We start from the raw sequence: 26,470 nt of genomic DNA, 5'->3' as shown, positions 1-26,470 counted from the left end.
CTGAAGGAGGCTTTCTGATGGCAAGAAGTATTGTAAATATTCTGGATCTTTCAGTAGATGAGATTCATCATCTGCTGGATCTCGCCGATGATATCGACCAGCACCCGGAGAAGTATCAGGATCGATGCGCACATAAGCAGCTCGCGACACTGTTTTTCGAGCCGTCCACGCGTACGAGACTGAGCTTCGAGTCCGCGATGCTCGCACTAGGGGGACAGACCCTGGGCTTCGCCGGTGCATCGAACACGAGTGCGTCGAAGGGTGAGTCGGTGGCCGATACGATCGAGGTGATATCGAACTATGTTGACATCATCGCGATGCGTCATCCGAAGGAGGGCGCGCCGGTCGTGGCAGCGATGCACACCAGTGTTCCTCTGGTCAATGCAGGCGATGGCGGACACTTCCATCCGACCCAGACACTCGCGGATCTTCTTACGATCCGTCGTACGAAGGGCACCGTCGAGGGCCTGACCATCGGTTTCTGCGGCGACCTCAAGTTCGGCCGTACCGTGCACTCCCTCATCGATGCGATGCTCCGCTATCCGAATAACCGCTACATCCTGATCTCCCCGGAGGAGCTTCGTCTTCCGGAGTATGAGATCGATAAGCTGAAGGAGGCGGGTGCTGAGTTCGTCGAGACGAAATCCCTCGAGGAGGCGATGCCGGAGCTCGATATCCTCTACATGACCCGCGTGCAGAAGGAGCGTTTCTTCAACGAGGAGGATTACCTTCGTCTGAAGGATATCTATATCCTGACCCCGGAGAAGCTGAAGACCGCGAAGGCGGATATGGCCATCCTTCATCCGCTCCCTAGAGTCAACGAGATCTCCGTTGCGGTGGACCAGGATCCGCGTGCGAAGTACTTCTACCAGACCCGCTGCGGCAAGCAGATGCGTATGGCACTGATTCTGTATCTTTTAGGACTGGATAAGTAAGGAGGCATGACATGAAGGTAGATGGAATTGAGAATGGTATCGTACTCGACCATATCACAGCTGGAAAGGGGATGCTGGTGTACAAGTACCTGCACCTCGATCGCCTCACGTCACAGGTGGCGCTGATCCAGAACTGCAGCTCCGGAAAGATGGGACGGAAGGACATCGTGAAGATCTCTGAGGATCTCGATATCGACCTCGATGTCCTCGGCTACATCGATCCGGGTATCACCGTAAACTACATCAAGAACGGTGCACGTGTGGAGAAGAAGGCACTGAGCCTGCCGGAGACCCTCACAAACGTGCTGACCTGCAAGAATCCGCGCTGCATCAGCTCGACCGAGCAGGAGCTTCCGCAGGTCTTCAAGATCGTCGACCGGAACCGCGCACTCTATCGCTGCGCGTACTGCGACACCATCGTACGGAACGAAGAGCTGAAGTAAATACATCATCGTACGCCATGGCCCCGGAGGGCCGGCATCAGAAACACAGTACTCCGAGTTCGGAAAAATCACAAATTGGGCCCTAAGAACCAGTAAGCCCTCTGCAATCACTGAGTTTTCTTTATGAAAACTCAGCGTTGCAGAGGGTGCTAAGGAAAAATTACTCTAACTGGTTCTAAGGGCCCAATTTGGATTTATTCACGAACTCTCCGTATGGTTTCTGCTGTCGGTCCTCCGGGGCCCTTGCTGTATCAAACGAAGTGCCTATTCCATCGTCCACCGCTTCCATCTCCATGAGAAAAATGATAGACTAGGGAGAAATATAGAAAAGAATGTAAACCATAATAAAATGATATAAAAGGAGTACTGAAATGAATGCAGCACTGGATGCTCTGCGTCAGCAGATGAAGAAGTATGACATCGATACCTACCTGGTACCGACGGATGATTTTCACTTGAGCGAGTATGTCGGCATGTACTTCCGTGCGATCCGCTTCCTGTCCGGATTCAGCGGTGAGGGAAATCTGGTGGTGACGCAGGACAGCGCCGCGCTTTTTACGGATGGCCGCTATTTTATCCAGGCGGAGCAGGAGATGGCCGGTCGGGATGTCGAGCTGATGCGTATGGGCGAGCCGGGGGTACCGGCGCTCGATGATTACCTCGTTTCCGTGACCCCGGAGGGAGGCTACCTCGGCTTCGATGGCCGCTGTGTCGACTTCCATCACGGCATGACCCTGCGGGATCGTCTCGCGGAGAAGGCGGTCGCCGTGAAGGCAGAGCAGGACCTCGTCGGTCAGGTATGGACGGACCGTCCGGCCCTCGCAAGCTCCCGTGTATGGATCCTCGAGGATCGCTTCGCTGGCAAGAGTGCCGCAGAGAAGCTCGCGGAGCTTCGTGCACTGATGCAGCAGAAGGGTGCCGGCTTCCATATCATCACGAGCCTCGACGACATCGCATGGCTTCTGAACCTTCGTGCCGACGATATCCCGTGCAATCCGGTGTTCCTGTCCTATATGATCATCGATCCGAAGAGTGCCTACCTCTTCGTGAATCCGGCTGACCTCGATGAGGAAGTGAAAGCCTACCTCGAGGACCTCCGGGTAAAGGTCGCTCCGTACGACCGCTTCTATGAGGCGGTGCATCAGCTGAAGGATACCACCGTCCTGCTCGAATCTGCGAAGACGAACTACGCGACGATCAGCGAGCTCCCGGATTCGGTGCGTATCCTCGATGAGATGCTGCCGACATCCATGTGGAAGTCCCAGAAGAATCCGGTGGAGATCGAGAACACGAAGAAGGCACATGTGAAGGATGGCGTCGCCGTCACGAATTTCATGTACTTCATGAAGCATGCATTCACAGCCGATGGACAGCTTACAGAGGAGGCGAAGAAGCTGCTCGGCAGCGAGGAGATGAACGAGTGGAATACGGCGAAGCTGTCCGAGCGCTACCGTGGAGAGCAGGATGGCTACATTGAACCGAGCTTCACGACGATTTCAGCCTATGGTCCGAATGCGGCGCTGCCACACTATGCTCCGACGGCGGAGAGCTACCGCGTGATCGAGCCGAAGGGACTCTACCTCCTCGATTCCGGCGGACAGTACTTCGAGGGTACCACCGACATCACCCGTACCATCGCGATGGGACCGATCACGGAGATCGAGCGGAAGCACTTCACCCTCGTACTGAAGTCCATGCTTCGCCTCGGCGATGTGATCTTCCTGGAGGGCTCCTCCGGCATCACCCTGGACCTCGCGGCACGGGAGGTGCTCTGGCGTGAGGGCCTCAACTATAACCACGGCACCGGCCACGGCGTCGGCTTCTGCCTGAATGTCCACGAGCGTCCGAATGCATTCCGCTATCGTCAGGCGCAGGGACGCATGGAACATATGCCGCTCCACGAGGGCAATATCACCTCCGACGAGCCGGGTATCTACATCGAGGGCTCCCACGGCATCCGTCTCGAGAATCTGACCCTCGTTGAGAAGGCCTTCCAGAATGAGTTCGGGAACTTCTTCCGTCTCTCCTTCCTCACGATGGTCCCGCTCGACCTCGACGCGATCGATGTCCGTCTGCTCGAGCCGCATGAGCTCGCGCTCCTCAATCAGTATCACCAGCAGGTCTATGCGACACTGGCACCATACTTCAGCGGTGACAAGCTCGCATGGCTTCAGCATGCAACACGTGAGGTACAGCTTTAATGGATAAAAACGCGCTTTATTATCAGGATCACTATGTGAAGGCGTTCGACGCGGAGGTGACGAGCTGCACCGCTGCCGACGGGAAGTATCTCGTCGAGCTCAGTGTCCATGGCTTCTATCCGGAGGGCGGTGGTCAGGACGCGGACCACGGTAGTATCGGCGAGGCAGCCGTGCTGGATGTGCAGGAGGTGCCGGTGACCGACCCGGCGAGCGGTGAGAAGCAGCGGGATGTACGGGGCAATGTCGTCGTCCGTGTACTGCATACCGTGGACCGGGCGCTGACGGTCGGCGAGACATATCACTGCGTGATCGATTGGGCACGCCGCATGCGAAACAGCCGGAACCACTCCGGTGAGCACATCGTGTCCGGCCTCGTGCACCGGCACTATGGCTATCACAACGTCGGCTTCCACATGAGCGAGGTGATGACCATCGATTTCGACGGTCCGCTCAGCTGGGAACAGCTGATGTTGATCGAGCAGGAGGCCAATGCCGTCGTCCTCGAGGATCGTCGTGTGCGCGCGATCTGGCCGACCCCGGAAGAGCTGGAGGTGATCGACTACCGCTCGAAGAAGCCCCTCTCCGGAGATGTCCGCATCGTGGACCTCGGTGGTGCCGACCTCTGCGCCTGCTGCGGAACCCATGTCCTCAGCACCGGCGAGATCGGCCCGATCAAGATCCTCTCCGTACTCGGCCATAAGGGCGGCGTCCGCCTCGAGCTTTTCTGCGGCGACGATGCACTTCAGGACGCCGCACGAAAGCACGAGCAGGTAGTGGAGATTTCCCGCCTGCTGAATGTAGCGCCATCCGATATCGTCGATGCACTGAAGACCTACATGGCAGACAGCTTCCGGAAGGATCGCCGCATCGCTGCGCTGAACACCCGCTACTACGAGCTGAAGGCACAGTCCCTGCAGGAGGAGACCGGCGTACTCATCGACTTCGAGGAAGGTATGAACGCGGTCGAGGTACGGAAGTGCTGTGACTACTTCATGAAGCACACGAAAGCCTCCGTCGTCGGCGTCTTCTGCCGGAAGGACGAAGGCGATACGGACGGAGCAGCGCCTGTAGAGGACATCGCTTCCTACAGCTACGTCATCGGCTCCACGAACGTCGATGTACGCGCACAGGCGAAGGCCTTTAACGCCCTTGTTAACGGCCGTGGCGGCGGACAGAAGGAGATGATCCAGGGCAGCCTCCAGGCGTCGGAAGAGAAAATTCAGGATGCGATGAATCGAATTTTCGGTGATGAGTTCTAAGAGTGCAGCCACCTTCTGATTTTGCCTGGAATTCCTTACAGTTCTATAACGGTTCTCAGGCAGCTGTTTGCGCACGCAGACAGCTGTGTTATAATATTCGCGTCTTATCAAAAGATGAATAGACGGAATGTTACAGCACATAAGGAGATAAAATATGATTCGAATTGGCTTACTTGGTTATGGAAACCTGTCCCGCGGCATCGAGGCTGCCATCAAGCGGAACCCGGATGAGGAGCTCGTAGCGGTATTTACACGTCGCGATCCAGCGAGTGTAAAGATTCACACCGATGGCGTCAAGGTCGATTCCGTCGATCATATCCTCGCATATAAGGATGAGATCGATGTACTCATGATCTGCGGCGGCTCGGCGACAGATCTCCCGACCCAGACGCCGACATATGCACAGTACTTCAACGTCATCGACAGCTTCGATACCCATGCGAAGATTCCGGAGCATTTCGCCGCCGTCGACGCAGCAGCGAAGAAGGCCGGAAAGCTCGCGATGATTTCCTGTGGCTGGGACCCGGGCATGTTCTCCCTGGCACGTATCTACGCGGAGTCGGTACTGCCGGATGGAAAGCACTATACCTTCTGGGGCAAGGGCGTTTCCCAGGGCCACAGTGATGCCGCACGTCGAGTAGAGGGCGTCAAGGATGCTCGCTCCTATACGCTTCCGGTCGAGAGTGCGATGGACGCCGTACGCAGCGGCAGCCAGCCGAACTTTACGGCACGTGAGATGCATACGAGAGAGGTATTCGTCGTGCTCGAGGAGGGCGCGGATGCAGCGAAGGTGGAGCAGGAGATCAAGTCCATGCCGAACTACTATGCCGATTATGATGTGACGATCCACTTCATTTCCGAGGAGGAGATGCAGCGGGAGCATGCCGCACTTCCACACGGTGGCTTCGTGATGCGTTCCGGTGTGACCGGGGATGGAAACAACCATGAGCTGATCGAGTACAGCCTGAAGCTGGATTCGAATCCGGAGTTTACGGGCTCGGTACTCGCTGCGTATGCGAGAGCGGTGAGCCGTATGGCCGCGAAGGGCGAGACGGGCTGCATCAGCGTGTTCGATGTCGCACCGAAGTACCTGAACCCGAAGTCCGAGGAGGAGCAGCGTCATACGCTCCTGTAAGCAGGCATCAGTATCACAGATCGCGTGTGCGACGACATGAAGTGACGTACCCGAACGATACGTTGTCTGCGCGGCTGTCAGCTGACGCGGAATGTGAGAGGTTTATGATGAGAAAATTCAGAAAGCTGCTGGCCGCTGCCATGATCGCCGCGGCCGCAGCCATGACATCCACGGTGCCTGCATTGGCACAGGAAATGTGGATCACGACAGCGGATGGCGCGAGTCGCTTCGTCACCTGCGACGAAAACGGCGCCGCGAGTGAATACCAGGGCTGGTACCAGGATCCGAACAGCGGGAGCTGCTATTATTTCGAAGATGGCGTACTCGCCACGGGCTGGATCATCGACGCTGGGAAGTTTTACTATCTCGACCCGTCGACGGGCGCGATGGCGGTGAGTCAGATGGTGGGTAATTTCTATGTCGGCGAGGATGGTGCCGCGATGAGCGACACGACGACCCCGGACGGCGTAAAGCTCGCCTACAACGGCTCGCGCATGGACGGGAAGTATCCGGTGGAGGAGCTGAACGAGAAGACCTACACCTACCGGGAGCTTCTCAGGGAGAATCCGAATCTGATCGCGGAATTCTCAGATCGTACGAGCGGCACAGGTCATCAGATCCTGCGGGAGACCGCACGGGGCTTTACCTGGGTCATCTATGCGACGATGAAGCTGTATGAGCCGACCGAGGACGGACAGAAGGGGAAGCGTGTGTTCGAGGGCGATGGTGCCTTCCGTTTCGACGCGCTGATCGAGCGAAAGGAGAGCGATGGCAGCATCCGCTATATCCGACCGTTCGGGCTGATCCAGGAGGACCGCCAGCAGTGGACGGCGGCACACATTAAGATCGATCCGGCGGGCTTCATCAGCTACGCATCGGATGAGGGTTGACAGGGTCCGGTCATGTCCATCTACAGTGAACGTGCTGACGAACCAGGCATCCCCGGATCATAGAGCCTGGTCGGGGCTTCAACGTAAACAACATCACAGCGCTGCCATCGGCAGCGCTATTCTGTCATCTGGGAGAGGGGACATACATGACATTACAGCAGCTTAGACAGGTGATCGCCGTCGCGGACAGCGGCTCCATGAACGAGGCCGCAAAGCGTCTCTATATCACACAGCCGTCCCTTTCGGCGGCGATCAAGGAACTGGAAAAGGAGATCGGGATCGAGATCTTTCTCCGGTCGAACCGAGGGATCGTGACCACAGCCGACGGCGAAGAGTTTCTGGGGTATGCACGACAGATCGTCGAGCAGTATCAGCTGATGGAAGACAAGTATGTCAATGTCGGCACCCGGAAGAAGAAATTCTCCGTCTCCATGCAGCACTATACCTTCGCGGTCGAGGCCTTCATCCACCTCGCACGGGAGTATGGCATGGATACCTACGAGTTCGCGGTCAAGGAAACGAAGACCATGGAAATCATCAACGACGTACGAAACCAGACCTCGGAGATCGGCGTGATCTATATGAATGATTTCAACAGTAAGGTCATCGGAAAGATCCTGCGGGAGGATTCGCTCGAGTTTATCCCGCTCTTCGACTGTAACATCTATGTGTTCATGAGTAAGGGAAATCCGCTGGCCGGGAAGGACATCATCCGCATGGAGGAGCTCGCGGATTATCCCTGCCTCAGCTTCGATCAGGGTGAGCGAAACTCCTTCTACTTTTCGGAGGAGGTGCTGAGCACCTACGATTACAAGCGGATCATCAAGTGTGATGACCGGGCGACCTTCCTGAATCTGATGGTCGGACTGAACGGCTATACGCTCTGCTCCGGCATCATATGCCAGGAGCTGAACGGCGATGAGTATACGGCGGTCCGCCTCGATACGGATGAGATCATGACCATCGGCTACATCAAGAAAAAGAAGATTCCGCTGTCCGGGATCGGCGCACGTTACGTGGCGGAGCTTCAGAAATATAAGGCGCAGGCACTGTAGTCTGCAGAGGTTTTACATACACACCCATAAGCACAGGCACTTTCGTCTGCAGGTCTCGTAATGCCGAAGGTGCATCTCGGTGTGGCATGCCGGCACCCCTGGGTGCAGAAAGGAATACTATGTTGAATACGTCGGTCATCATCATGGCAGTGGTCGCACTCGTGCTGCTGCTTGCCGTGGGGCTGTACATCGTACAGAGAAATCAGAAGCGGAAAAATGCAGATAAGCTTTCGATGAAGCTCCGTGAGGACGAGAAGCTTCATATCACACTCGATGATCAATCCGACGCGGCGGAGGTCGCCCGGATCATCCTGGAAGGCCTCGGCGGCCGCGAGAACGTCAGCGAGGTACAGCATGACGGTGCACGGCTCAAGGTGGCGATCCGGCAGTATGATGCCGTCGATGAGAAGAAGATCCGCTCTGCCCAGGTGGGCGGCGTGCTTCGCCCGGGTAAAAACGCTGTACAGATCATCATCGGCCCTTCGGTCGAACCAGTAGAGAACGAGCTTCATAAGCTGCTTGGTATGTGATATGAGTAAGAAATATGAGATGGATATGACCACCGGCGTCATCATGCCGAAGGTCATCACCTTTGCACTGCCGCTGATAGTGGCGTCTGTGCTTCAGCTTCTGTTTAATGCGGCCGACATCGTGGTCGTCGGCCGTTTCGTGAGCCCGCAGGCGATGGCCGCCGTCGGATCGACCGGATCGCTGGTGAACCTCATCATCCAGCTCTTTGTCGGCTTCTCCATCGGTGTCAATGTCTGCGTCGGAAAGTATTATGCAGCGAAGCGTCAGGAGGACATGTCCGATACCATCCACACATCGATCCTGGTGTCGGTGATTTTCGGTGCGATTCTCTGCGTCGCCGGCCTGTTTCTGGCACGACCGATGCTGGAGCTGATGGGATCCCCCGCGGATGTCATCGAAGACTCGGTGCTCTATCTTCGCATCTACTTCCTCGGTATGCCACTGATCATGCTGTATGACTTTGCAGCGGCGATTCTGCGTGCCGTCGGTGATACGAAGCGCCCGCTGTATTTTCAGATGATCGCCGGGGTGATCAATGTCATTCTGAACCTGTTCTTCGTCCTCGTGGTGGGCATCGGCGTGGCGGGTGTTGCGATCGCGACGACGGTTTCACAGGGCTTTTCCGGCATCGCCCTGCTCATCACGCTCATGCGGGAGAAGGGGGCGCTGCACCTCGATCTTCGGAAGCTTCATGTCAACTGGAAGCTTCTTCGCTCCATTATGGAAATCGGTCTGCCGGCTGGTCTCCAGAGCACCGTGTTCAGTCTGTCCAATGTCGTCATCCAGAGCTCCATCAACTCCTTCGGATCGGTTGCGATGGCGGGTGCGACAGCGGCACAGAATATCGAATCGTTCGTATATGCTTCGATGAACTCGATCTATCAGACGAATCTTTCGTTTACCGCACAGAATCTGGGCGCCCGGAAGTACAGTCGCATCAATCGCATCCTGAAGGACTGCCTGATCGCCGTCGTCCTCATCGGCCTCGTCATGGGCATCGGTGCGGTGATGCTGGATCCATGGCTGCTGCGCTTCTTTACGACGGATGCAGAAGTTATCCGTTATGGACAGGAGCGACTGCTGGTGGTCTGCGGACCATACTTCCTCTGCGGCATCATGGATGTCATGGTTGGTTCGCTCCGTGGACTCGGCTACTCGGTGATCCCGATGTTTGTAAGCCTGATCGGTGCCTGCGGACTGCGGATCATCTTCATCCTGACCCTGTTCCGGCTCCCGTACTTCCACTCTCTGAACTGGCTGTACATGAGCTATCCGATTACCTGGATCATCACCTTCACCGCGCACTTCATCACCTTCCTCCGCGTCCGGCGGAAGTTCCCGAAGGCCGATGCCTGAATACTGAAAAGAACCGCCGGAGGCCTCCGACGGTTCTTTTTTTCACTGCATCGCGGCGTAGAGCTTCTTTCGGCAGAGGAAGTAGTAGCTGTACTCGAAGAGGATCATCACGGTCCAGCCGATCGCGCAGGCGTAGGCTTCGCCGGTGATGCCGATCTTCGGAACCAGGATATAGACGAAGAGGGTGCGGATCGAAATCTGCAGAATCGTCGAAATCAGCGTGATGGTCATGTTGCCCATGCCACGCATGAAGCCCTGCATCGCATTCGTGACGCATGGGAAGATGATGGTGAAGGCCTTTATGGACAGGTAGCTCACGCCGAGACGAACCATTTCCTCGCCGCCACTGGTCGGAGCGAAGAGCTGGATCAGCGGATGACGGAAGAGCAGGATGAGCGCACAGATGATCGGATAGTAGATGAGTCCGATCAGGATGCCCTTCCACAGCGTTTCCTTCACCCGCTTCCGGTCACCGGCACCACGATTCTGTGCGGCACAGGTCATCATGCCATGGCTGATCGTCTGGGCAGGAATGCGCCCGTAGTCCTCGATTTTACAGCCGGCGTTGAAGGCCGCGATGACGTCGATGCCCTGAACATTGATCACACTCTGCACGAGCAGCTTTCCGATCGGCTGGCAGGACTGCTGCAGTGCGGTGATGAGGCCGCTGGAGAGGATGCTGCGGAGGAGCCTGTGATCGAGGATCAGCTCATCCCGGCGGAGGGCGAGTGCCGGGATATGCCGGTAGACATAGATATAGCAGAGCACTGCGGAGAGGGCTTCGGCGATGACCGTCGCGAGTGCGGCACCGAAGACGCCCCAGTGGAAGAGGAAGATGAAGACCCAGTCGAGGCATGCATTCAGTACCGACGAGATGCCGACGAAGGTCACCGGCGTTTTCGAATCCCCGACTGCCCGCAGTGCACTCGACATGATGTTGTACTGGAAGGTGAAGAAATTACCGAGGAAGAGAAGCCGGAGATAGACCGCGGAATCATGCATGATATCGAGTGGGGTATGCATGGCCTCGAGGATCGGCGCTGCAAGCGGGATGCCGAGCAGGGTGGTGATGCCGCCGGCGATCGTACCGAAGAGGATCGTGGTGGAGAGCGAGCGCTTCAGCTTCTCGCCTTCGCCTGCACCATAGAACTTGCTCATGTAGACCGACGCGCCGATGCCGAGGCCGGAGATGCTCTGCACCAGCAGCACCGATACCGGATTCGAGACGGATACGGCGCTGAGCGCAGCGACACCGGCTCCCTTACTGACGAGGATGGAATCGACGGCGTTATAGGTGAGCTGAAGGAAATTTCCGAAAATCAGCGGGATGGCATAGGCCAGAAGATGGCGGTAGATACTGCCGGAGGTCATATTTCGCATAGTGGTTCCCCTTTAAACACAGGACATAGAGTGATCCTTGCGCGCTACGGATGGCGCATACTTCGCATGAACGGTCTGTACTGAAAGCGCTTTCAGATGTGCCTGCTATTATAGCACGACGCCGGCGCGCTGGCGATAATATTCGCTGGATATTTGAGGACTACTATGGTAGAATGTTGATTTAGACGATTCGGTGAGCGACTGGTATCCGCCATTTTTGCCTGCGCCGATAGTATACTTTCATGGAGGAAAAAAGAATGAGCGTAATTGGTTGGGTAATTTATATCATTGCCATCGTGGCGATGTTTTATTTTATCGGTATCAAGCCATCACAGAAGGAGCGTAAGAAGCAGGAGGCTCTCCTTGCATCCGTAGCGGTCGGCGACACAGTGCTGACCACATCCGGCTTCTATGGTGTGATCATCGATATGACCGATGACACGGTGATCGTTGAGTTCGGTAATAACAAGAACTGCCGTATCCCGATGCAGAAGGCAGCCATCGCACAGCTTGAGAAGCCGACCATGGCTGTAAAGTCTGACGATAAGAAGTAATCCAGCGCGATTCAAAAGCCCACCGTGTTCTGCACGGTGGGCTTTTGCTGCTGCAGGGGAGCGGAGGGTTTCGTATGAATCTTAAAACGCTGAGAGAATTAAAGGGAATCAGTCGGAAGGAACTGGCGGATCAGACGGGGCTGTCGTACCGCTCGATTCAGGACTACGAACAGGGACATAAGGATCTGGGAGCCGCGAAGGCGCAGACCGTTCTTCGGATGGCACAGGTGCTGGACTGCTCGGTGGAGGACCTGATTTCGGAGGTGGATTTCAGCGAGCTGAAGCCGAGCGAGCTGCGCTCGGATGAGCTTCGGATGCAGAAGCGTATGCTGGCGGAGTGGAAGGAGAACACGCGGCGGGAGCGGGCATCCGCTGCGGGCGGGTCACCTGCTTCGGCGTCAGCGCCGGCAGACGGAGAGCGGGTGACGGACGAAAACCGCTGGATGAAGGAAGACAGGACGGAGAAACAATGAGAGTAAAAATCGATATGCAGACACGCCAGACCATCGACGGCGATACGGACATCATGGAGCACAGTGCGGAGGGCATCCTGCGCGACCTCTCCGAGGGACAGCATGTGTTGACCTATTTTCAGGATGGCATCCATAACGAGATGCGGATTGATGTCTCCGGCGAGGAGATCATCGTGACCCGGAACTGGAAGCAGGAAAATCAGTTTCATTATAAGCAGAATAAGCACCACATCATGAACTATGAGACCCCGATGGGAATGATGGAGCTCGGCTTCGACACGAAGTATGTCGAGATCGACCGCATCCATCGGGACTGCCTGATGGAGATACGCCTCGTCTATACCATCACCCAGGGCGGACAGCCGGTGAGCGACAATGAAGTCCGGATTCGGATCAGCGAACGGTAACCGTGCGGGCAGGTAACCCGGAGGGGCGTCCCCTTTTAAGGTTGCATTTTGATGCGCTAAATAGTAAGATTAAGGGCAGATTTATGGAAAGACGAGGATTTACTCTATGACATTAATGGCGATCCACTGGAATACCGTGGCAACCGTACTGGTCGTTATCGCGATCATCCTGGTTGTACTAATGGCGGTTATGTACTACTACGGTAAGAAGCTCTCCCGTCAGCAGGCAGAGCAGCAGCCGATCATCGATGCAAACACGCAGGATGTATCGATGCTGATCATCGATAAGAAAAAGCTCTCCATCGAAGAGGCGATCGCAGCCGGCCTTCCGGAGGCAATCAAGGAGCAGACACCATTCTATCTCAAGTGGCAGAAGCTTCCGGTCGTGAAGGCGAAGATCGGTCCACGTATGATGACCCTCATCGCAGACCCGAACGTATTCGAGCAGCTTCCGAAGGGCAAGGAGTGCAAGTGCTCCATCTCCGGTCTCTACATCCGTGGAATCAAGTCTGTCCGTGGCGGCAGCATCCCGAAGGCACCGGAAAAGAAGAAGGGCATCCTGGCACGCGCCAGAGAGATGGCTTCCAGAAAGTAATCACGAAAGCAGAGAGGAATCGACGATCGTCGATTCCTTTTTTGTACATATCCATGAGAGGGCCGCGCGAAGCGCGGAGAGGCGCATGGATGCCCCGGGCGGCGAGATACAGCTCCCAAGGGAATATCCTTTAGAGTTCCCTTGGGAGGCCTTAGCGGCGAGCGTATTCAGAGCTTTGCTTTAGCAAAGCTACTTAGCCCGTTTTGCCGCGGAGGCGGCAAAATCAAACGACGATGCCCACGCCGCAGGCGCATCAGATGGCATCGTCTCACCGTCTATTGCGATGCATTGCAAAAAATTAAATTTCACGTATTGACGAAAATTCACTGCCATGGTAGGATAAAGTTTGCTTATTTTGGAGACGTGGGCTCAGTGCGCCTTTTTTTAGACACGCCCGGCACCACCGCTCCTTTAAGATAAGATGAAACGAAAACCGATTCATTGAAATGTTGATACATCGAAATACAATGCTCGTAACGATGAATGCACATTTTGAAATCCACATCTTTCTATGAATCACAGTGATCAAGTAAATGAGTTTTTCGAGCTGCCGCGTTTCCGGCAGAGAGTGAAACGAATTTACTATGGGGTGAACGGTCAATGGAAAAAAGCAAGATGCGTGTCGTGAAAAACGGCAAAAACGTCAGATTTACTTTCTCTCAGCATGACGAAGTACTGGAGATGCCGAATCTGATCGAAGTTCAGAAGGATTCGTATAAGTGGTTCCTGACGGACGGCCTGAAAGAGGCATTTGATGACATCTCACCGATCCAGGACTTCGCTGGACACCTGTCCCTCGAGTTCGTAGGCTTCAAGCTCTGCGAGGATGAGAAGAAGTACACCATTGAGGAGTGCAAGGAGCGCGACGCTACCTATTCCGCACCGCTCAAGGTAAGAGTACGTCTCATCAACAAGGACAAGGATGAGATCAATGAACACGAGATTTTCATGGGCGATCTGCCACTGATGACAGATACCGGCTCATTTGTAATTAACGGTGCCGAGCGTGTAATCGTATCACAGCTCGTTCGTTCTCCTGGCATTTATTATGGCGTAGACCATGATAAGGTTGGCAAGGAGCTCTATAGCTGTACCGTGATTCCGAACCGTGGCGCATGGATCGAGTACGAGACCGATTCCAATGATATTTACTGGGTACGTGTGGATAGAACCCGTAAGGTTCCAGTGACGGCATTTATCAGAGCGATGGGTGTCAGCACGAATCAGGAGATCATCGAGCTCTTCGGTGAGGAGCCGAAGCTTCTTGCTTCCTTCGAGAAGGAGCAGCCGGAGGCACAGAACTACGAGGGTGGTCTGCTCGAGCTCTATCGTAAGATCAGACCGGGTGAGCCGCTGTCCGTCGATTCCGCAAGCTCTCTTCTGAACGGCATGTTCTTTGATCCACGCCGCTATGACCTTGCGAAGGTTGGACGTTATAAGTTTAATAAGAAGCTTCATTTTAAAAACAGAATCAAGGGCCACACACTGGCAGAGGACGTCATCGACGCAACCACCGGTGAGGTGATCGCGCAGGCGGGTGATCAGATCAGCTTCGCGAAGGCTGTAGAGATCCAGGATGCAGCCGTTCCGTTCGTATGGATCGAGGGACCGACCCGTAAGGAGAAGGTACTTTCCTCGATGGAGGTCGACCTTTCGAAGTATGTGAGCTTCGAGGCACAGGAGATCGATTACGAGGAGGCACGTGAGTACGACCACGTACGTGAGTACTTCCAGCGCCAGGCTGACCGTACGAACAGCTTCCTGAGCCAGGACGCAGAGAAGAAGCTCTGGGATGCCCTGTCTGTAGAAGAGAAGCAGGCCATCATCGATAAGGATGTACCGGAGGAGCTCGTTTACTATCCTGAGCTCGCGCGTCTGATGGAGGAGAACGCCGACGATCAGCGTGCACTTCGTATCGCGATCATCAAGGACATCCATGAGCTCGTTCCGAAGCACATCACGAAGGAAGACATCTTCGCTTCCATCAACTACTGCATGCACATCGAAGAGGAGATCGGCAGCCACGATGATATCGATCACCTCGGCAATCGTCGTATCCGTGCGGTCGGTGAGCTGCTTCAGAATCAGTATCGCATCGGTCTTTCCCGTATGGAGCGTGTCGTCCGCGAGCGTATGGCGACACAGGACATCGAGGAGATCACACCGCAGTCTCTGATTAACATCAAGCCTGTGACGGCATCCGTGAAGGAATTCTTCGGATCATCCCAGCTGTCACAGTTCATGGATCAGAACAACCCGCTGTCGGAGCTTACACACAAGCGTAGACTTTCCGCCCTCGGACCAGGTGGTCTTTCCAGAGACCGTGCCGGATTCGAGGTTCGAGATGTTCACTATACACATTATGGTCGTATGTGCCCGATCGAGACACCTGAGGGACCGAATATCGGTCTGATCAACTCGCTGGCATCCTACGCACGTATCAACGAGTACGGCTTCATCGAGGCTCCGTACCGTATGGTGGACAAGTCGGATCCGAAGAACCCGAAGGTTACGAAGGACGTCGTATACCTCGCGGCAGACGAAGAGGATAACTATGTCGTAGCACAGGCAAACGAGCCGCTCGACGCCGACGGACATTTCGTGCATGATAACGTTTCCGGTCGTTTCAGAGAGGCGACGCAGGCATTCCCGAAGGCAAGCGTGGATATGATGGACGTATCCCCGAAGATGGTATTCTCCGTGGCGACTTCCATGATTCCGTTCCTTCAGAACGATGATGCGAACCGTGCGCTGATGGGATCGAACATGCAGCGTCAGGCCGTGCCGCTGATGGTGACCGAGCGTGCCGCTGTCGATACCGGTATCTCCGCAAAGGCTGCCGTCGACTCCGGTGTATGCTGCCTTGCAAAGTATGACGGTGTGGTTGAGATCTCCGCATCCAACAAGATCACGATCCGTCGTGATTCCGATGGAACCCTCGATGAGTACAAGCTCACCAAGTTCATGCGCTCCAACCAGTCGAACTGCTACAACCAGAAGCCGATCGTGTTCGCCGGTGACCATGTAAAGAAGGGCGATGTTATCGCCGATGGTCCGTCCACCTGCCAGGGTGAGATCGCACTCGGTAAGAACCCGCTGATCGGATTCATGACCTGGGAAGGCTACAACTACGAGGATGCGGTTCTCCTTTCCGAGAAGCTCATCCAGAACGACGTCTACACCTCCATCCATATCGAGGAGTATGAGTGTGAGGCACGTGATACCAAGCTCGGACCGGAGGAGATCACCTCGGACGTTCCGGGTGTCGGTGACGATGCACTGAAGAATCTCGACGAGCGCGGCATCATTCGCATCGGTGCAGAGGTTCGTGCCGGTGATATCCTCGTCGGTAAGGTGACACCGAAGGGTGAGACCGAGCTGACCGCGGAGGAGAGACTGCTTCGTGCAATCTTCGGTGAGAAGGCACGTGAGGTTCGTGATACCTCCCTCAAGGTTCCGCACGGCGCATATGGTGTCGTCGTAGACGCAAAGGTATTTACAAGAGAAAACAGTGACGAGCTGGCGCCGGGTGTGTCCGAGTCCGTTCGTATCTATATTGCACAGAAGAGAAAGATCGGTGTCGGCGATAAGATGGCCGGCCGTCATGGAAACAAGGGTGTATGCTCACGCGTACTTGCGGTAGAGGATCTGCCTTACCTTCCGAACGGTCGTCCGCTCGATATCGTACTGAACCCTCTCGGCGTACCTTCCCGAATGAACATCGGACAGGTGCTCGAGCTGCATCTTTCCCTCGCTGCGAAGGTTCTGGGTATCAATGTTTCTACCCCGATCTTCGATGGCGCAAACGAGAATGATATCGCCCAGACCCTGATTCTTGCGAACGATTACGCAAACAAGAGCTGGGAGGAGTTCTCGGAACTTCATAAGGATGAGCTGGATCCGGAGGTCTATGAGTACCTCGGTGCACACCTCGATCACCGTGAGGAGTGGAAGGGTGTTCCGATCTCGACCGATGGTAAGGTTCAGCTCCGCGATGGACGTACCGGTCTTCCATTTGACGGCAGAACCGCGATCGGATTCATGCACTACCTGAAGCTGCATCACCTGGTAGATGATAAGATCCATGCACGTTCCACGGGACCGTACTCTCTCGTTACACAGCAGCCGCTCGGTGGAAAGGCACAGTTCGGTGGACAGCGTTTCGGAGAGATGGAGGTATGGGCACTCGAGGCATACGGTGCGGCATATACACTGCAGGAGATTCTGACCATGAAGTCCGACGATGTTGCAGGCCGTGTAAAGACCTACGAGGCGATCATCAAGGGCCAGAATATCCCGGCACCGGGTGTTCCAGAGTCCTTCAAGGTTATGCTGAAGGAGCTTGAGGCTCTCTGCCTGGATGTACGCGTTCTCGATGAGAATCAGAACGAGATCGAGATCACAGAGGATCTCTATGATGCAAACCAGGATATGCACCGTCTCCTTTCCGGTGGTGACAGCCGCTATGAGCGTAATGAAAATTACGGACAGTACGGCTACGAGACCCAGGAGTTTAAGGACGGCGAGCTTGTAAACAGCGCTGAAGAGAACGCAGCGGAGGATGATTATGTCAATGAAGGCGACGATGCACTTGCATCCGCAATTTCTGCAGATCTCTCCGATGATGGCGATTTCAGCGAGGATATGGACTCGGATATGTTCGATGACGGTGACAGCGCGGTTTCCCAGTCGGATGACGACTACGGCGACGGCGATCATGAATAATAGGAGGAAAGATGGCACAGCTTGATAATATAAATAAGCCTGTTCAGTTTGATTCGATCAAGATCGGCCTGGCTTCTCCGGAGAAGATTCTGGAGTGGTCCCACGGCGAAGTGAAGAAGCCGGAGACCATCAACTACAGAACGCTGAAGCCGGAGAAGGATGGACTCTTCTGTGAGCGTATTTTCGGACCGGTCAAGGACTGGGAGTGCCACTGCGGCAAGTATAAGAAGATCCGCTATAAGGGCGTCATCTGTGACCGCTGCGGTGTTGAGGTGACCAAGTCCTCCGTTCGTCGTGAGCGTATGGGACACATCACACTGGCGGCGCCAGTTTCTCATATCTGGTATTTCAAGGGTATCCCGTCCAGAATGGGTCTGATCCTCGACATCAGCCCGCGTATTCTGGAGCGTGTGCTCTATTTCGCAAGCTATGTTGTACTCGATAAGGGCGAGACCGGCCTGGATTACAAGCAGATCCTCTCCGAGAAGGAGTTCAGAGATGCGATCGAGCAGTATGGCTATGGCTCCTTCCGTGCTGGCATGGGCGCGGAGGCTGTACTGGAGCTGCTTCGTGGTATCGATCTCGAGAAGGAGTATGCAGAGCTTCGTCAGGAGCTCGACGACGCTTCCGGACAGAAGAGAACCAGAATCGTGAAGCGTCTCGAGGTCGTGGAGGCCTTCCGTTCCTCCGGTAATAAGCCGGAGTGGATGATCCTCACGAACCTTCCGGTGATTCCGCCAGATCTTCGTCCGATGGTTCAGCTCGATGGTGGCCGTTTCGCAACCTCGGATCTCAATGATCTCTATAGAAGAATCATCAACCGTAACAACCGTCTGGCTCGTCTCCTCGAGCTGGGCGCTCCGGAAATCATCGTACGTAACGAGAAGCGTATGCTGCAGGAGGCGGTCGATGCGCTGATCGATAACGGCCGTCGTGGCCGTCCGGTGACCGGCCCAGGTAACCGTGCCCTGAAGTCCCTTTCTGATATGTTAAAGGGTAAGCAGGGACGTTTCCGTCAGAACCTGCTCGGTAAGCGAGTAGATTACTCCGGACGTTCGGTTATCGTCGTAGGACCTGAGCTGAAGATCTATCAGTGCGGTGTTCCGAAGGAGATGGCCCTCGAGCTGTTTAAGCCGTTCGTGATGAAGGAGCTGGTACAGTCCGGTAAGGCCCACAACATTAAGAATGCGAAGAAGATGGTTGACCGTCTGGATCCGCAGGTATGGGACATCCTCGAGGATGTCATCAAGGGCCACCCGGTTATGCTGAACCGTGCCCCTACCCTGCATAGACTCGGTATCCAGGCCTTCGAGCCGACCCTCGTCGAGGGTAAGGCCATCAAGCTTCACCCACTCGTATGTGCGGCCTTCAACGCCGACTTCGATGGTGACCAGATGGCGATCCACCTTCCACTGACACAGGAAGCACAGGCAGAGTGCAGATTCATGCTGCTTTCTCCGAATAACCTCCTGAAGCCGTCGGATGGTGGTGTTGTAGCCGTTCCTTCACAGGATATGGTACTGGGTATCTACTATATTACACAGGCGCGTCCGGGTGAGCCGAACGAGGGTATGTTCTTCAAGAGCATCAACGAGGCGATCCTCGCGAAGGAGAATGGCTACATCTCGATGCACACCCTGATCAAGTGCAGAATCCGTAAGGTCGTAAAGGCAGAGGATGGCAGCGAGAAGATCATCGAGGGCGTGGTGAATACCACGGTAGGTCGTCTGATCTTCAACGAGATCATCCCGCAGGATCTCGGCTTCGTGGATCGTTCGATTCCGGGCAATGAGATTCTTCCGGAGATTGACTTCATCGTAAAGAAGAAGGATCTCAAGAAGATTCTGGAGAGAGTCATGGATGTACATGGCGCTACCCAGACGGCCCTCACCCTGGATGATATCAAGGCGATGGGCTATAAGCAGTCCACCCTCGCGGCGATGACCGTATCCATCTCGGATATGACCGTTCCGGCGAGCAAGCAGAAGCTGCTGGCAGACGCACAGGCTATTGTTGACAAGATCGCACGTAACTATCGTCGTGGTCTCGTTACCGAGGAGGAGCGTTACCAGGAGGTAATCGATACCTGGAAGAAGACCGATGATCAGCTGACCAAGGATCTTCTCGGCGGTCTCGATGCCTACAACAACATCTTCATGATGGCCGATTCCGGAGCCCGTGGATCCGATAAGCAGATCAAGCAGCTCGCTGGTATGCGAGGACTCATGGCGGATACGACCGGACGTACCATCGAGCTCCCGATCAAGTCAAACTTCCGTGAGGGTCTTGACGTACTCGAGTACTTCATCTCCGCACACGGTGCACGTAAGGGACTTTCCGATACCGCGCTTCGTACGGCAGACTCCGGTTACCTTACGAGACGAATGGTTGACGTTACCCAGGATCTGATCATCCGTGAGCTTGACTGCTCTGCAGATAAGGATAAGATTCCATACCTGGAGATCTCCGCACTGGAGGAAGGCCAGGAGAAGATCGAGTCACTGCAGGAGCGTATCACCGGTCGTTACATCGCAGAGGATGTATACGATCCGGAGACCGGCAAGCTTGTCGTACAGGCAGACCGTATGGTTACCCCGAAGCGGGCACCGAAGGTCATCGCTGCACTCCAGAAGCGCTTCGATCAGGAGGTTGCGGAAGGAAAGCACGATGCGAAGCAGAAGATGAAGGTGAAGATCAGAACCGTCCTCACCTGCCGTTCGAAGAATGGTATCTGTGCGAAGTGCTACGGCTCGAACCTGGCAACGGGTCAGCCGGTACAGGTCGGCGAGGCCGTCGGTATCATCGCTGCACAGTCCATCGGTGAGCCGGGTACTCAGCTTACGATGAGAACCTTCCATACCGGTGGTGTTGCGGGTGGTGATATCACACAGGGTCTTCCGAGAGTCGAGGAGCTTTTCGAGGCTCGTAGACCGAAGGGACTTGCAATTCTTACTGAGATTCCGGGTGTCGTAGAGATCAAGGAAACAGCGAAGAAGAGAGAGGTTGTCATCACGGATGCGGAGAGAGGCCAGTCGAAGACCTACCTCATTCCGTATGGTTCCAGACTGAAGGTCATGGATGGACAGATACTCGAGGCCGGTGATGTTCTCACCGAGGGTTCCATCAACCCGCACGATCTTCTGAAGATCAAGGGCACCAAGGCAGTACAGGATTACATGATTTCTGAAGTTCAGCGTGTATACCGTCTGCAGGGTGTAGAGATTCAGGATCGTCATATCGAGATGATCGTTCATCAGATGATGAAGAAGGAGCGTATCATGGAGGCCGGTGATTCCGATTTCATCCCTGGCACCACCGTCGATCGCCTCGACTTCGAGGATGAGAACGAGCGCCTGATCGCCGAGGGCAAGAAGCCGGCAGAGGGTAAGCGCGTGATGCTTGGTATCACGAAGGCGTCCCTCGCGACCGATTCCTTCCTGTCCGCTGCATCCTTCCAGGAGACCACCAAGGTTCTGACCGAGGCGGCCATCAGTGGTAAGTCAGATCAGCTGATCGGTCTCAAGGAGAATGTTATCATCGGTAAGCTGATTCCGGCTGGTACCGGTATGAGACGCTACAGAAATGTAGAGCTCAGTCAGGACGAGCAGGATCTTCAGGATGATCACGATCAGATGTTCACAGCGGATGAGGCCTTCGATATCGATGCGGAGGGCGTAGAGCGTATCGCTGCACGCCGCCGGATCGAGAAGGAAAAGGAAAACATTCTGTAAAACTCATTGACAAGAAAATTCGATTGAAGTATATTACTAGGGCATGCGCAAAAGCATGCCCTGTTTTTTGTTTCCAGGGACCAAAACGAGAGAATAAACCTAATGAAAGGAGAACCAAATGCCTACATTTAACCAGTTAGTAAGAAAGGGCAGAACTTCTGCTAAGAAGAAGTCCACAGCGCCTGCACTTCAGAGAGGTTTCAACTCTTTAAAGAAGGTTGCAACTAACAATAGCGCTCCTCAGAAGCGTGGTGTATGTACAGCTGTTAAGACAGCAACACCGAAGAAGCCGAACTCCGCTCTTCGTAAGATCGCCAGAGTAAGACTTTCCAACGGTATCGAAGTTACATCCTACATTCCTGGAGAGGGCCACAACCTGCAGGAGCACTCTGTTGTAATGATTCGTGGCGGCCGTGTTAAGGATCTTCCTGGTACAAGATACCATATCATCCGTGGAACACTGGATACAGCCGGCGTTGCAAACAGAATGCAGGCCCGTTCAAAGTACGGTGCCAAGAGACCGAAGGCTAAGAAGTAATCAGCCTCGATCTACGTTGTAAAAAGACATGGTTAAAATGACGGATAATGGAACTCATTATTATATAAGAAGAGATGTCCAGAAGTCCGCATGAACTCGCAAAACACAATGATAGATTGCAGTTGCGAAGAGTACCGATGATCTAAAACAAATTTTTAAGGAGGGAAGTAACGTGCCACGTAAAGGACATACTCTGCACAGAGACGTACTTGCAGACCCGGTTTACAATTCCAAGCTTGTAACCAAGCTGGTTAACTCCATCATGCTTGATGGTAAGAAGGGTATTGCTCAGAAGATCGTCTATGGTGCATTCGACATTGTCGCTGAGAAGAGCGGCAAGGAAGCAACAGAAGTATTTGAAGAGGCTATGAACAACATCATGCCTGTTCTTGAAGTTAAGGCTAAGCGTATCGGTGGTGCTACATACCAGGTACCGATGGAGGTTAAGCCTCAGAGACGTCAGACCCTTGGTCTTCGCTGGCTTACTGAGTTCTCACGTAAGAGATCTGAGAAGACACAGGCTGAGAGACTGGCAAACGAGATTATGGATGCTGCAAACAACACGGGTGCAGCTGTAAAGCGTAAAGAGGAAATGCATAGAATGGCGGACGCTAATAAGGCATTTGCTCATTACAGATTCTGATAGGGGGGAAATACTTTGGCTGATAAGAGACAGTATTCACTTGAGCATACAAGAAATATTGGTATCATGGCACATATCGATGCCGGTAAGACCACACTTACAGAGCGTATTCTCTTCTACACTGGAATTAATCACAAGATCGGTGATACCCACGACGGTACTGCAACCATGGACTGGATGGCCCAGGAGCAGGAGCGTGGTATCACCATCACATCAGCCGCTACCACATGTCACTGGATCCCAGAGCATGAGCATAAGAAGATCGCCGGTGCACCTGAGTACCGTATCAACATCATCGATACTCCGGGCCACGTAGACTTTACCGTAGAGGTTGAGCGTTCTCTCCGTGTACTTGACGGCGCTGTCGGCGTATTTGACGCGAAGAGCGGTGTTGAGCCTCAGTCTGAGAACGTATGGAGACAGGCGGATACTTATCACGTACCGAGACTTGCATTCATCAACAAGATGGATGTCGTCGGTGCAGATTTCTTCCACTCTGTACAGACCATCGTTGATCGTCTCGGTAAGAACTGCGTTATCCTTCAGTACCCGATGGGCGCTGAGGATACCTATGTAGGTCTCATCGATCTTTTCGAGATGAGAGCTTACTTCTACAGAGATGACAAGGGCCAGGATATCGAGGTTACCGACGTACCTGAGGAGTACAAGGATGCAGCGCAGGAGTATCACGACAAGCTCGTAGAGCAGGTTTGTGAGCTCGATGATGATCTGATGATGATGTACCTCGAGGGTGAGGAGCCGACCGTAGAGCAGATGAAGGCTGTCCTTCGTAAGGCAACCATCGCCGGCGATGCGATTCCGTGCCTCTGCGGTACTGCTTACAAAAACAAGGGCGTTCAGAAGCTGCTCGATGCGGTTATCGATTACCTTCCGGCTCCTACCGACATCCCGGATGTTGAGGGTACCGATGAGGATGGAAATCCGGATAGCAGACCTTCTTCTGATGATGCTCCGTTCTCTGCACTCGCATTTAAGATCATGACCGACCCGTTCGTAGGTAAGCTTGCTTACTTCAGAGTGTACTCCGGTACCCTCAAGAACGGTTCCTACTGCCTGAACTCTACCAAGGGTAAGAAGGAGCGTGTAGGCCGTCTGCTTCAGATGCATGCAAATAAGAGAATGGATCTCGATGAGGTATTCTCGGGTGATATCGCAGCTGCGGTAGGCTTCAAGACCACATCGACTGGTGATACTCTCTGCGATGAGAACCATCCGATCATTCTTGAGTCCATGGAGTTCCCGGAGCCGGTTATCTCCGTAGCGATCGAGCCGAAGACCAAGGCTTCTCAGGGCAAGATGACCGACGCACTCGCAAAGCTTGCCGAGGAGGATCCAACCTTCCGTGTAAGAACCAATGAAGAGACCGGTCAGACCATCATCTCCGGTATGGGTGAGCTTCACCTGGAGATCATCGTTGATCGTCTTCTCCGTGAGTTCAAGGTTGAGGCAAACGTAGGTGCACCAGAGGTAGCGTACAAGGAGACCTTCACCAAGGCTGTCGATGTACAGGGCCGTTACGTTCACCAGTCCGGTGGTTCCGGTATGTATGGTGACTGTAAGGTTAAGTTCACACCGATGGATCCGAACGGCGAGGAGACCTTCAAGTTCCAGTCGACCGTTGTCGGTGGATCGATTCCGAAGGAGTACATCCCGGCAATCGAAAAGGGTATCCGCAGCGCAGCAGAGTCTGGTATACTTGCAGGCTATCCGGTACTCGGCGTAGACGCAAACGTATACGACGGTTCCTACCATGATGTCGACTCTAACGAGCGTGCATTCGAGTTCGCCGGATCGATCGCATTCAAGAACGCGATGGCGAAGGCTGATCCGATTCTTCTCGAGCCGATCATGAAGGTCGAGATCACGACTCCGGAGGAGTACATGGGTAACGTTATCGGTGACGTCAACTCTCGTCGTGGCCGTATCGAGTCCATGGAGGATATCCCATCCGGTAAGCAGGTAAACGCGTATGTTCCGCTTTCTGAGATGTTCGGATATGCAACCGATCTTCGTTCCAAGACCCAGGGTCGTGCAAACTACTCTATGTTCTTTGATCACTATGAGAAGTGCCCGAAGAACGTTCAGGATGCTGTACTCAAGGAGCGTAACGGTAAGTAATTACCGCGGTGGATGATTTCAGTCCATATCATAAAAATCAAGTGTTTTCGGGCCTCCGACGGCGTTCGGACGCCTAAAAATACTTGATAAAATAGAATAACGATGATAAAATCATGTTTGCTGATTGAGCATACACTGCGCTCAGAAGCATAATGTATTGCACGGAGCATGCAAGCGCATGCATAGTGCTTGACATGATTCTCGTTGTATTACATTTAATGGAGGTATTTTAAAATGGCAAAGGCACATTTTAACAGAACGAAGCCACATTGTAACATTGGTACCATCGGTCACGTAGACCACGGTAAAACCACTCTTACAGCTGCAATCACAGCTGTTCTCGCTGACAGACTTGGCATGGAGCCAGCTGTTCCTTTCGATCAGATCGATAAGGCACCGGAGGAGAGAGAGAGAGGTATCACCATCAACTCCGCTCACGTTGAGTACGAGACTGAGAAGCGTCACTACGCTCACGTTGACTGCCCGGGCCACGCTGACTACGTAAAGAACATGATCACTGGTGCTGCACAGATGGATGGTGCTATCCTCGTTGTAGCTGCTACCGATGGTGTTATGGCACAGACCAGAGAGCATATCCTTCTTGCTCGTCAGGTAGGTGTTCCGGCTATCGTTGTATTCCTTAACAAGTGCGACATGGTTGATGACCCTGAGCTTCTTGAGCTCGTTGAGATGGAGGTTAGAGACCTTCTGAACGAGTACGAGTTCCCAGGCGATGAGATCCCTGTAATCCACGGTTCTGCTCTGAAGGCTCTTGAGGATCCGAAGTCTGAGTGGGGCGATAAGATCATGGAGCTCATGGACGCTGTTGACTCTTACATCCCTGAGCCAGTTCGTGAGACTGATAAGCCATTCCTTATGCCAGTCGAGGACGTATTCACCATCACAGGTCGTGGTACTGTAGCTACCGGCCGTGTAGAGCGTGGTGTTCTTCACGTATCCGATGAGCTTGAGATCGTTGGTATTTCCGAGGAGACTCAGAAGACTGTCGTAACTGGTATCGAGATGTTCCGTAAGACTCTTGACGAGGCTGAGGCTGGTGATAACGTAGGTCTTCTCCTTCGTGGTATCAACCGTGATCAGATCGAGAGAGGTCAGGTTCTCTGCAAGCCGGGTACTGTAAAGTGCCACAAGAAGTTTACCGCTCAGGTTTACGTTCTTACCAAGGACGAGGGTGGTCGTCATACTCCGTTCTTCACAAACTACAGACCGCAGTTCTACTTCAGAACAACTGATGTAACTGGTGTCTGCGAGCTTCCAGAGGGTACAGAGATGTGCATGCCTGGTGATAACACCGAGATGACTGTTGAGCTTATTCACCCGGTAGCTATGGAGGAGGGTCTCCGTTTCGCTATCCGTGAGGGTGGTAGAACCGTTGGTTCTGGTAGAGTAATCAGCATCCTCGACTAATTCTGTCAGGCGATAAGCTAAGCATTTAAACAGCGTGGAGAGAAATCTCCAC

The 26,470-nt window shown here is 54.1% G+C and carries 20 protein-coding genes; 19 read left to right on the top strand and 1 reads right to left on the bottom strand.

Annotation, left to right across the window (positions count from 1 at the left end):
• The first annotated feature begins 17 nt into the window (after positions 1 to 17).
• The 9 genes from pyrB to ACTQ52_RS06150 all read left to right on the top strand — a co-directional run bounded on the left by pyrB (position 18) and on the right by ACTQ52_RS06150 (position 9,805).
• Positions 18 to 935 carry an aspartate carbamoyltransferase gene (gene pyrB / locus ACTQ52_RS06190; protein WP_410042409.1) on the top strand — a complete coding sequence of 306 codons (918 nt, stop codon included), beginning with the start codon at positions 18 to 20 and terminating at the stop codon, positions 933 to 935.
• An 11-nt stretch (positions 936 to 946) separates the two neighbouring features.
• Complete coding sequence (locus ACTQ52_RS06185; RefSeq protein WP_410042410.1) at positions 947 to 1,378, top strand: aspartate carbamoyltransferase regulatory subunit; 432 nt, start codon at positions 947 to 949, stop codon at positions 1,376 to 1,378.
• 371 nt (positions 1,379 to 1,749) lie between these two features.
• Positions 1,750 to 3,579: an aminopeptidase P family N-terminal domain-containing protein gene (locus ACTQ52_RS06180; RefSeq protein WP_441982081.1), complete on the top strand. Its 1,830-nt coding sequence runs from the start codon at positions 1,750 to 1,752 to the stop codon at positions 3,577 to 3,579.
• Positions 3,579 to 4,838: an alanyl-tRNA editing protein gene (locus tag ACTQ52_RS06175; RefSeq protein WP_441226171.1), complete on the top strand. Its 1,260-nt coding sequence runs from the start codon at positions 3,579 to 3,581 to the stop codon at positions 4,836 to 4,838. Before ACTQ52_RS06180 ends, ACTQ52_RS06175 begins: the two co-directional genes overlap by 1 nt.
• Positions 4,839 to 4,992: 154 nt before the next feature.
• On the top strand, positions 4,993 to 5,973 hold the full coding sequence (locus ACTQ52_RS06170) for a diaminopimelate dehydrogenase (protein ID WP_441226170.1): 981 nt from the start codon (positions 4,993 to 4,995) through the stop codon (positions 5,971 to 5,973).
• 107 nt (positions 5,974 to 6,080) lie between these two features.
• Positions 6,081 to 6,863 carry a hypothetical protein gene (locus tag ACTQ52_RS06165; protein ID WP_441982080.1) on the top strand — a complete coding sequence of 261 codons (783 nt, stop codon included), beginning with the start codon at positions 6,081 to 6,083 and terminating at the stop codon, positions 6,861 to 6,863.
• A 146-nt stretch (positions 6,864 to 7,009) separates the two neighbouring features.
• Entirely contained in the window at positions 7,010 to 7,918 is a 909-nt protein-coding gene (locus ACTQ52_RS06160) for a LysR family transcriptional regulator (RefSeq protein ID WP_410042415.1), read from the top strand.
• Between the two features lie 119 nt (positions 7,919 to 8,037).
• The gene (locus ACTQ52_RS06155) at positions 8,038 to 8,448 is read left to right on the top strand and encodes a hypothetical protein (protein WP_410042416.1); all 411 of its coding nucleotides are present in this window, start codon (positions 8,038 to 8,040) and stop codon (positions 8,446 to 8,448) included.
• 1 nt (position 8,449) lies between these two features.
• Positions 8,450 to 9,805: an MATE family efflux transporter gene (locus ACTQ52_RS06150; protein ID WP_441982079.1), complete on the top strand. Its 1,356-nt coding sequence runs from the start codon at positions 8,450 to 8,452 to the stop codon at positions 9,803 to 9,805.
• 42 nt (positions 9,806 to 9,847) lie between these two features.
• Here the strand turns inward: ACTQ52_RS06150 and ACTQ52_RS06145 are convergent, their stop codons facing one another.
• Positions 9,848 to 11,185: an MATE family efflux transporter gene (locus ACTQ52_RS06145; protein WP_441982078.1), complete on the bottom strand. Its 1,338-nt coding sequence runs from the start codon at positions 11,183 to 11,185 to the stop codon at positions 9,848 to 9,850.
• A gap of 257 nt (positions 11,186 to 11,442) precedes the next feature.
• On the opposite strand from ACTQ52_RS06145, the gene yajC reads away from it, so the two are divergent.
• From yajC to tuf, 10 genes are all read left to right on the top strand, one after another.
• A complete protein-coding gene (gene yajC / locus ACTQ52_RS06140) occupies positions 11,443 to 11,739 on the top strand; it encodes a preprotein translocase subunit YajC (protein ID WP_441982077.1) in 297 nt (98 codons plus the stop codon).
• Between the two features lie 74 nt (positions 11,740 to 11,813).
• Entirely contained in the window at positions 11,814 to 12,212 is a 399-nt protein-coding gene (locus ACTQ52_RS06135) for a helix-turn-helix domain-containing protein (RefSeq protein WP_441982076.1), read from the top strand.
• Positions 12,209 to 12,619 (top strand): DUF1934 family protein, encoded by a 411-nt coding sequence (locus tag ACTQ52_RS06130; protein ID WP_410042421.1) that lies wholly within the window; start codon positions 12,209 to 12,211, stop codon positions 12,617 to 12,619. The genes ACTQ52_RS06135 and ACTQ52_RS06130 overlap by 4 nt, the downstream gene beginning before the upstream one ends.
• 106 nt (positions 12,620 to 12,725) lie before the next feature.
• Complete coding sequence (locus ACTQ52_RS06125; protein ID WP_410042422.1) at positions 12,726 to 13,214, top strand: hypothetical protein; 489 nt, start codon at positions 12,726 to 12,728, stop codon at positions 13,212 to 13,214.
• A gap of 600 nt (positions 13,215 to 13,814) precedes the next feature.
• Positions 13,815 to 17,939 carry a DNA-directed RNA polymerase subunit beta gene (rpoB, locus tag ACTQ52_RS06120; RefSeq protein ID WP_410042423.1) on the top strand — a complete coding sequence of 1,375 codons (4,125 nt, stop codon included), beginning with the start codon at positions 13,815 to 13,817 and terminating at the stop codon, positions 17,937 to 17,939.
• A gap of 11 nt (positions 17,940 to 17,950) precedes the next feature.
• Positions 17,951 to 21,670, top strand: a complete 3,720-nt coding sequence (gene rpoC, locus ACTQ52_RS06115; RefSeq protein WP_441982075.1) for a DNA-directed RNA polymerase subunit beta' — start codon at positions 17,951 to 17,953, stop codon at positions 21,668 to 21,670.
• Positions 21,671 to 21,788: 118 nt separating this feature from the next.
• Positions 21,789 to 22,208 carry a 30S ribosomal protein S12 gene (rpsL, locus tag ACTQ52_RS06110; RefSeq protein ID WP_410042425.1) on the top strand — a complete coding sequence of 140 codons (420 nt, stop codon included), beginning with the start codon at positions 21,789 to 21,791 and terminating at the stop codon, positions 22,206 to 22,208.
• A 172-nt stretch (positions 22,209 to 22,380) separates the two neighbouring features.
• Positions 22,381 to 22,851, top strand: coding sequence for a 30S ribosomal protein S7 (rpsG, locus tag ACTQ52_RS06105; protein ID WP_410042426.1), 471 nt, complete (start codon positions 22,381 to 22,383; stop codon positions 22,849 to 22,851).
• A 66-nt stretch (positions 22,852 to 22,917) separates the two neighbouring features.
• Entirely contained in the window at positions 22,918 to 24,990 is a 2,073-nt protein-coding gene (gene fusA / locus ACTQ52_RS06100; protein ID WP_410042599.1) for an elongation factor G, read from the top strand.
• 234 nt (positions 24,991 to 25,224) lie between these two features.
• Positions 25,225 to 26,418, top strand: a complete 1,194-nt coding sequence (gene tuf / locus ACTQ52_RS06095) for an elongation factor Tu (protein ID WP_410042427.1) — start codon at positions 25,225 to 25,227, stop codon at positions 26,416 to 26,418.
• Positions 26,419 to 26,470: the final 52 nt, after the last annotated feature.

This window comes from Oribacterium sp. Sow4_G1_1 (assembly GCF_052116105.1).
In the GTDB taxonomy this organism is placed as follows: Bacteria; Bacillota; Clostridia; order Lachnospirales; family Lachnospiraceae; genus Oribacterium.
This window is presented reverse-complemented; position numbering and strand designations above follow the sequence as displayed.

Coding starts and splice junctions, on each gene's coding strand:
- pyrB (WP_410042409.1), top strand. CDS start 18: ATGGCAAGAAGTATTGTAAATATTCTGGATCTTTCAGTAGATGAGATT.
- ACTQ52_RS06185 (WP_410042410.1), top strand. CDS start 947: ATGAAGGTAGATGGAATTGAGAATGGTATCGTACTCGACCATATCACA.
- ACTQ52_RS06180 (WP_441982081.1), top strand. CDS start 1,750: ATGAATGCAGCACTGGATGCTCTGCGTCAGCAGATGAAGAAGTATGAC.
- ACTQ52_RS06175 (WP_441226171.1), top strand. CDS start 3,579: ATGGATAAAAACGCGCTTTATTATCAGGATCACTATGTGAAGGCGTTC.
- ACTQ52_RS06170 (WP_441226170.1), top strand. CDS start 4,993: ATGATTCGAATTGGCTTACTTGGTTATGGAAACCTGTCCCGCGGCATC.
- ACTQ52_RS06165 (WP_441982080.1), top strand. CDS start 6,081: ATGAGAAAATTCAGAAAGCTGCTGGCCGCTGCCATGATCGCCGCGGCC.
- ACTQ52_RS06160 (WP_410042415.1), top strand. CDS start 7,010: ATGACATTACAGCAGCTTAGACAGGTGATCGCCGTCGCGGACAGCGGC.
- ACTQ52_RS06155 (WP_410042416.1), top strand. CDS start 8,038: ATGTTGAATACGTCGGTCATCATCATGGCAGTGGTCGCACTCGTGCTG.
- ACTQ52_RS06150 (WP_441982079.1), top strand. CDS start 8,450: ATGAGTAAGAAATATGAGATGGATATGACCACCGGCGTCATCATGCCG.
- ACTQ52_RS06145 (WP_441982078.1), bottom strand. CDS start 11,185: ATGCGAAATATGACCTCCGGCAGTATCTACCGCCATCTTCTGGCCTAT.
- yajC (WP_441982077.1), top strand. CDS start 11,443: ATGAGCGTAATTGGTTGGGTAATTTATATCATTGCCATCGTGGCGATG.
- ACTQ52_RS06135 (WP_441982076.1), top strand. CDS start 11,814: ATGAATCTTAAAACGCTGAGAGAATTAAAGGGAATCAGTCGGAAGGAA.
- ACTQ52_RS06130 (WP_410042421.1), top strand. CDS start 12,209: ATGAGAGTAAAAATCGATATGCAGACACGCCAGACCATCGACGGCGAT.
- ACTQ52_RS06125 (WP_410042422.1), top strand. CDS start 12,726: ATGACATTAATGGCGATCCACTGGAATACCGTGGCAACCGTACTGGTC.
- rpoB (WP_410042423.1), top strand. CDS start 13,815: ATGGAAAAAAGCAAGATGCGTGTCGTGAAAAACGGCAAAAACGTCAGA.
- rpoC (WP_441982075.1), top strand. CDS start 17,951: ATGGCACAGCTTGATAATATAAATAAGCCTGTTCAGTTTGATTCGATC.
- rpsL (WP_410042425.1), top strand. CDS start 21,789: ATGCCTACATTTAACCAGTTAGTAAGAAAGGGCAGAACTTCTGCTAAG.
- fusA (WP_410042599.1), top strand. CDS start 22,918: ATGGCACATATCGATGCCGGTAAGACCACACTTACAGAGCGTATTCTC.
- tuf (WP_410042427.1), top strand. CDS start 25,225: ATGGCAAAGGCACATTTTAACAGAACGAAGCCACATTGTAACATTGGT.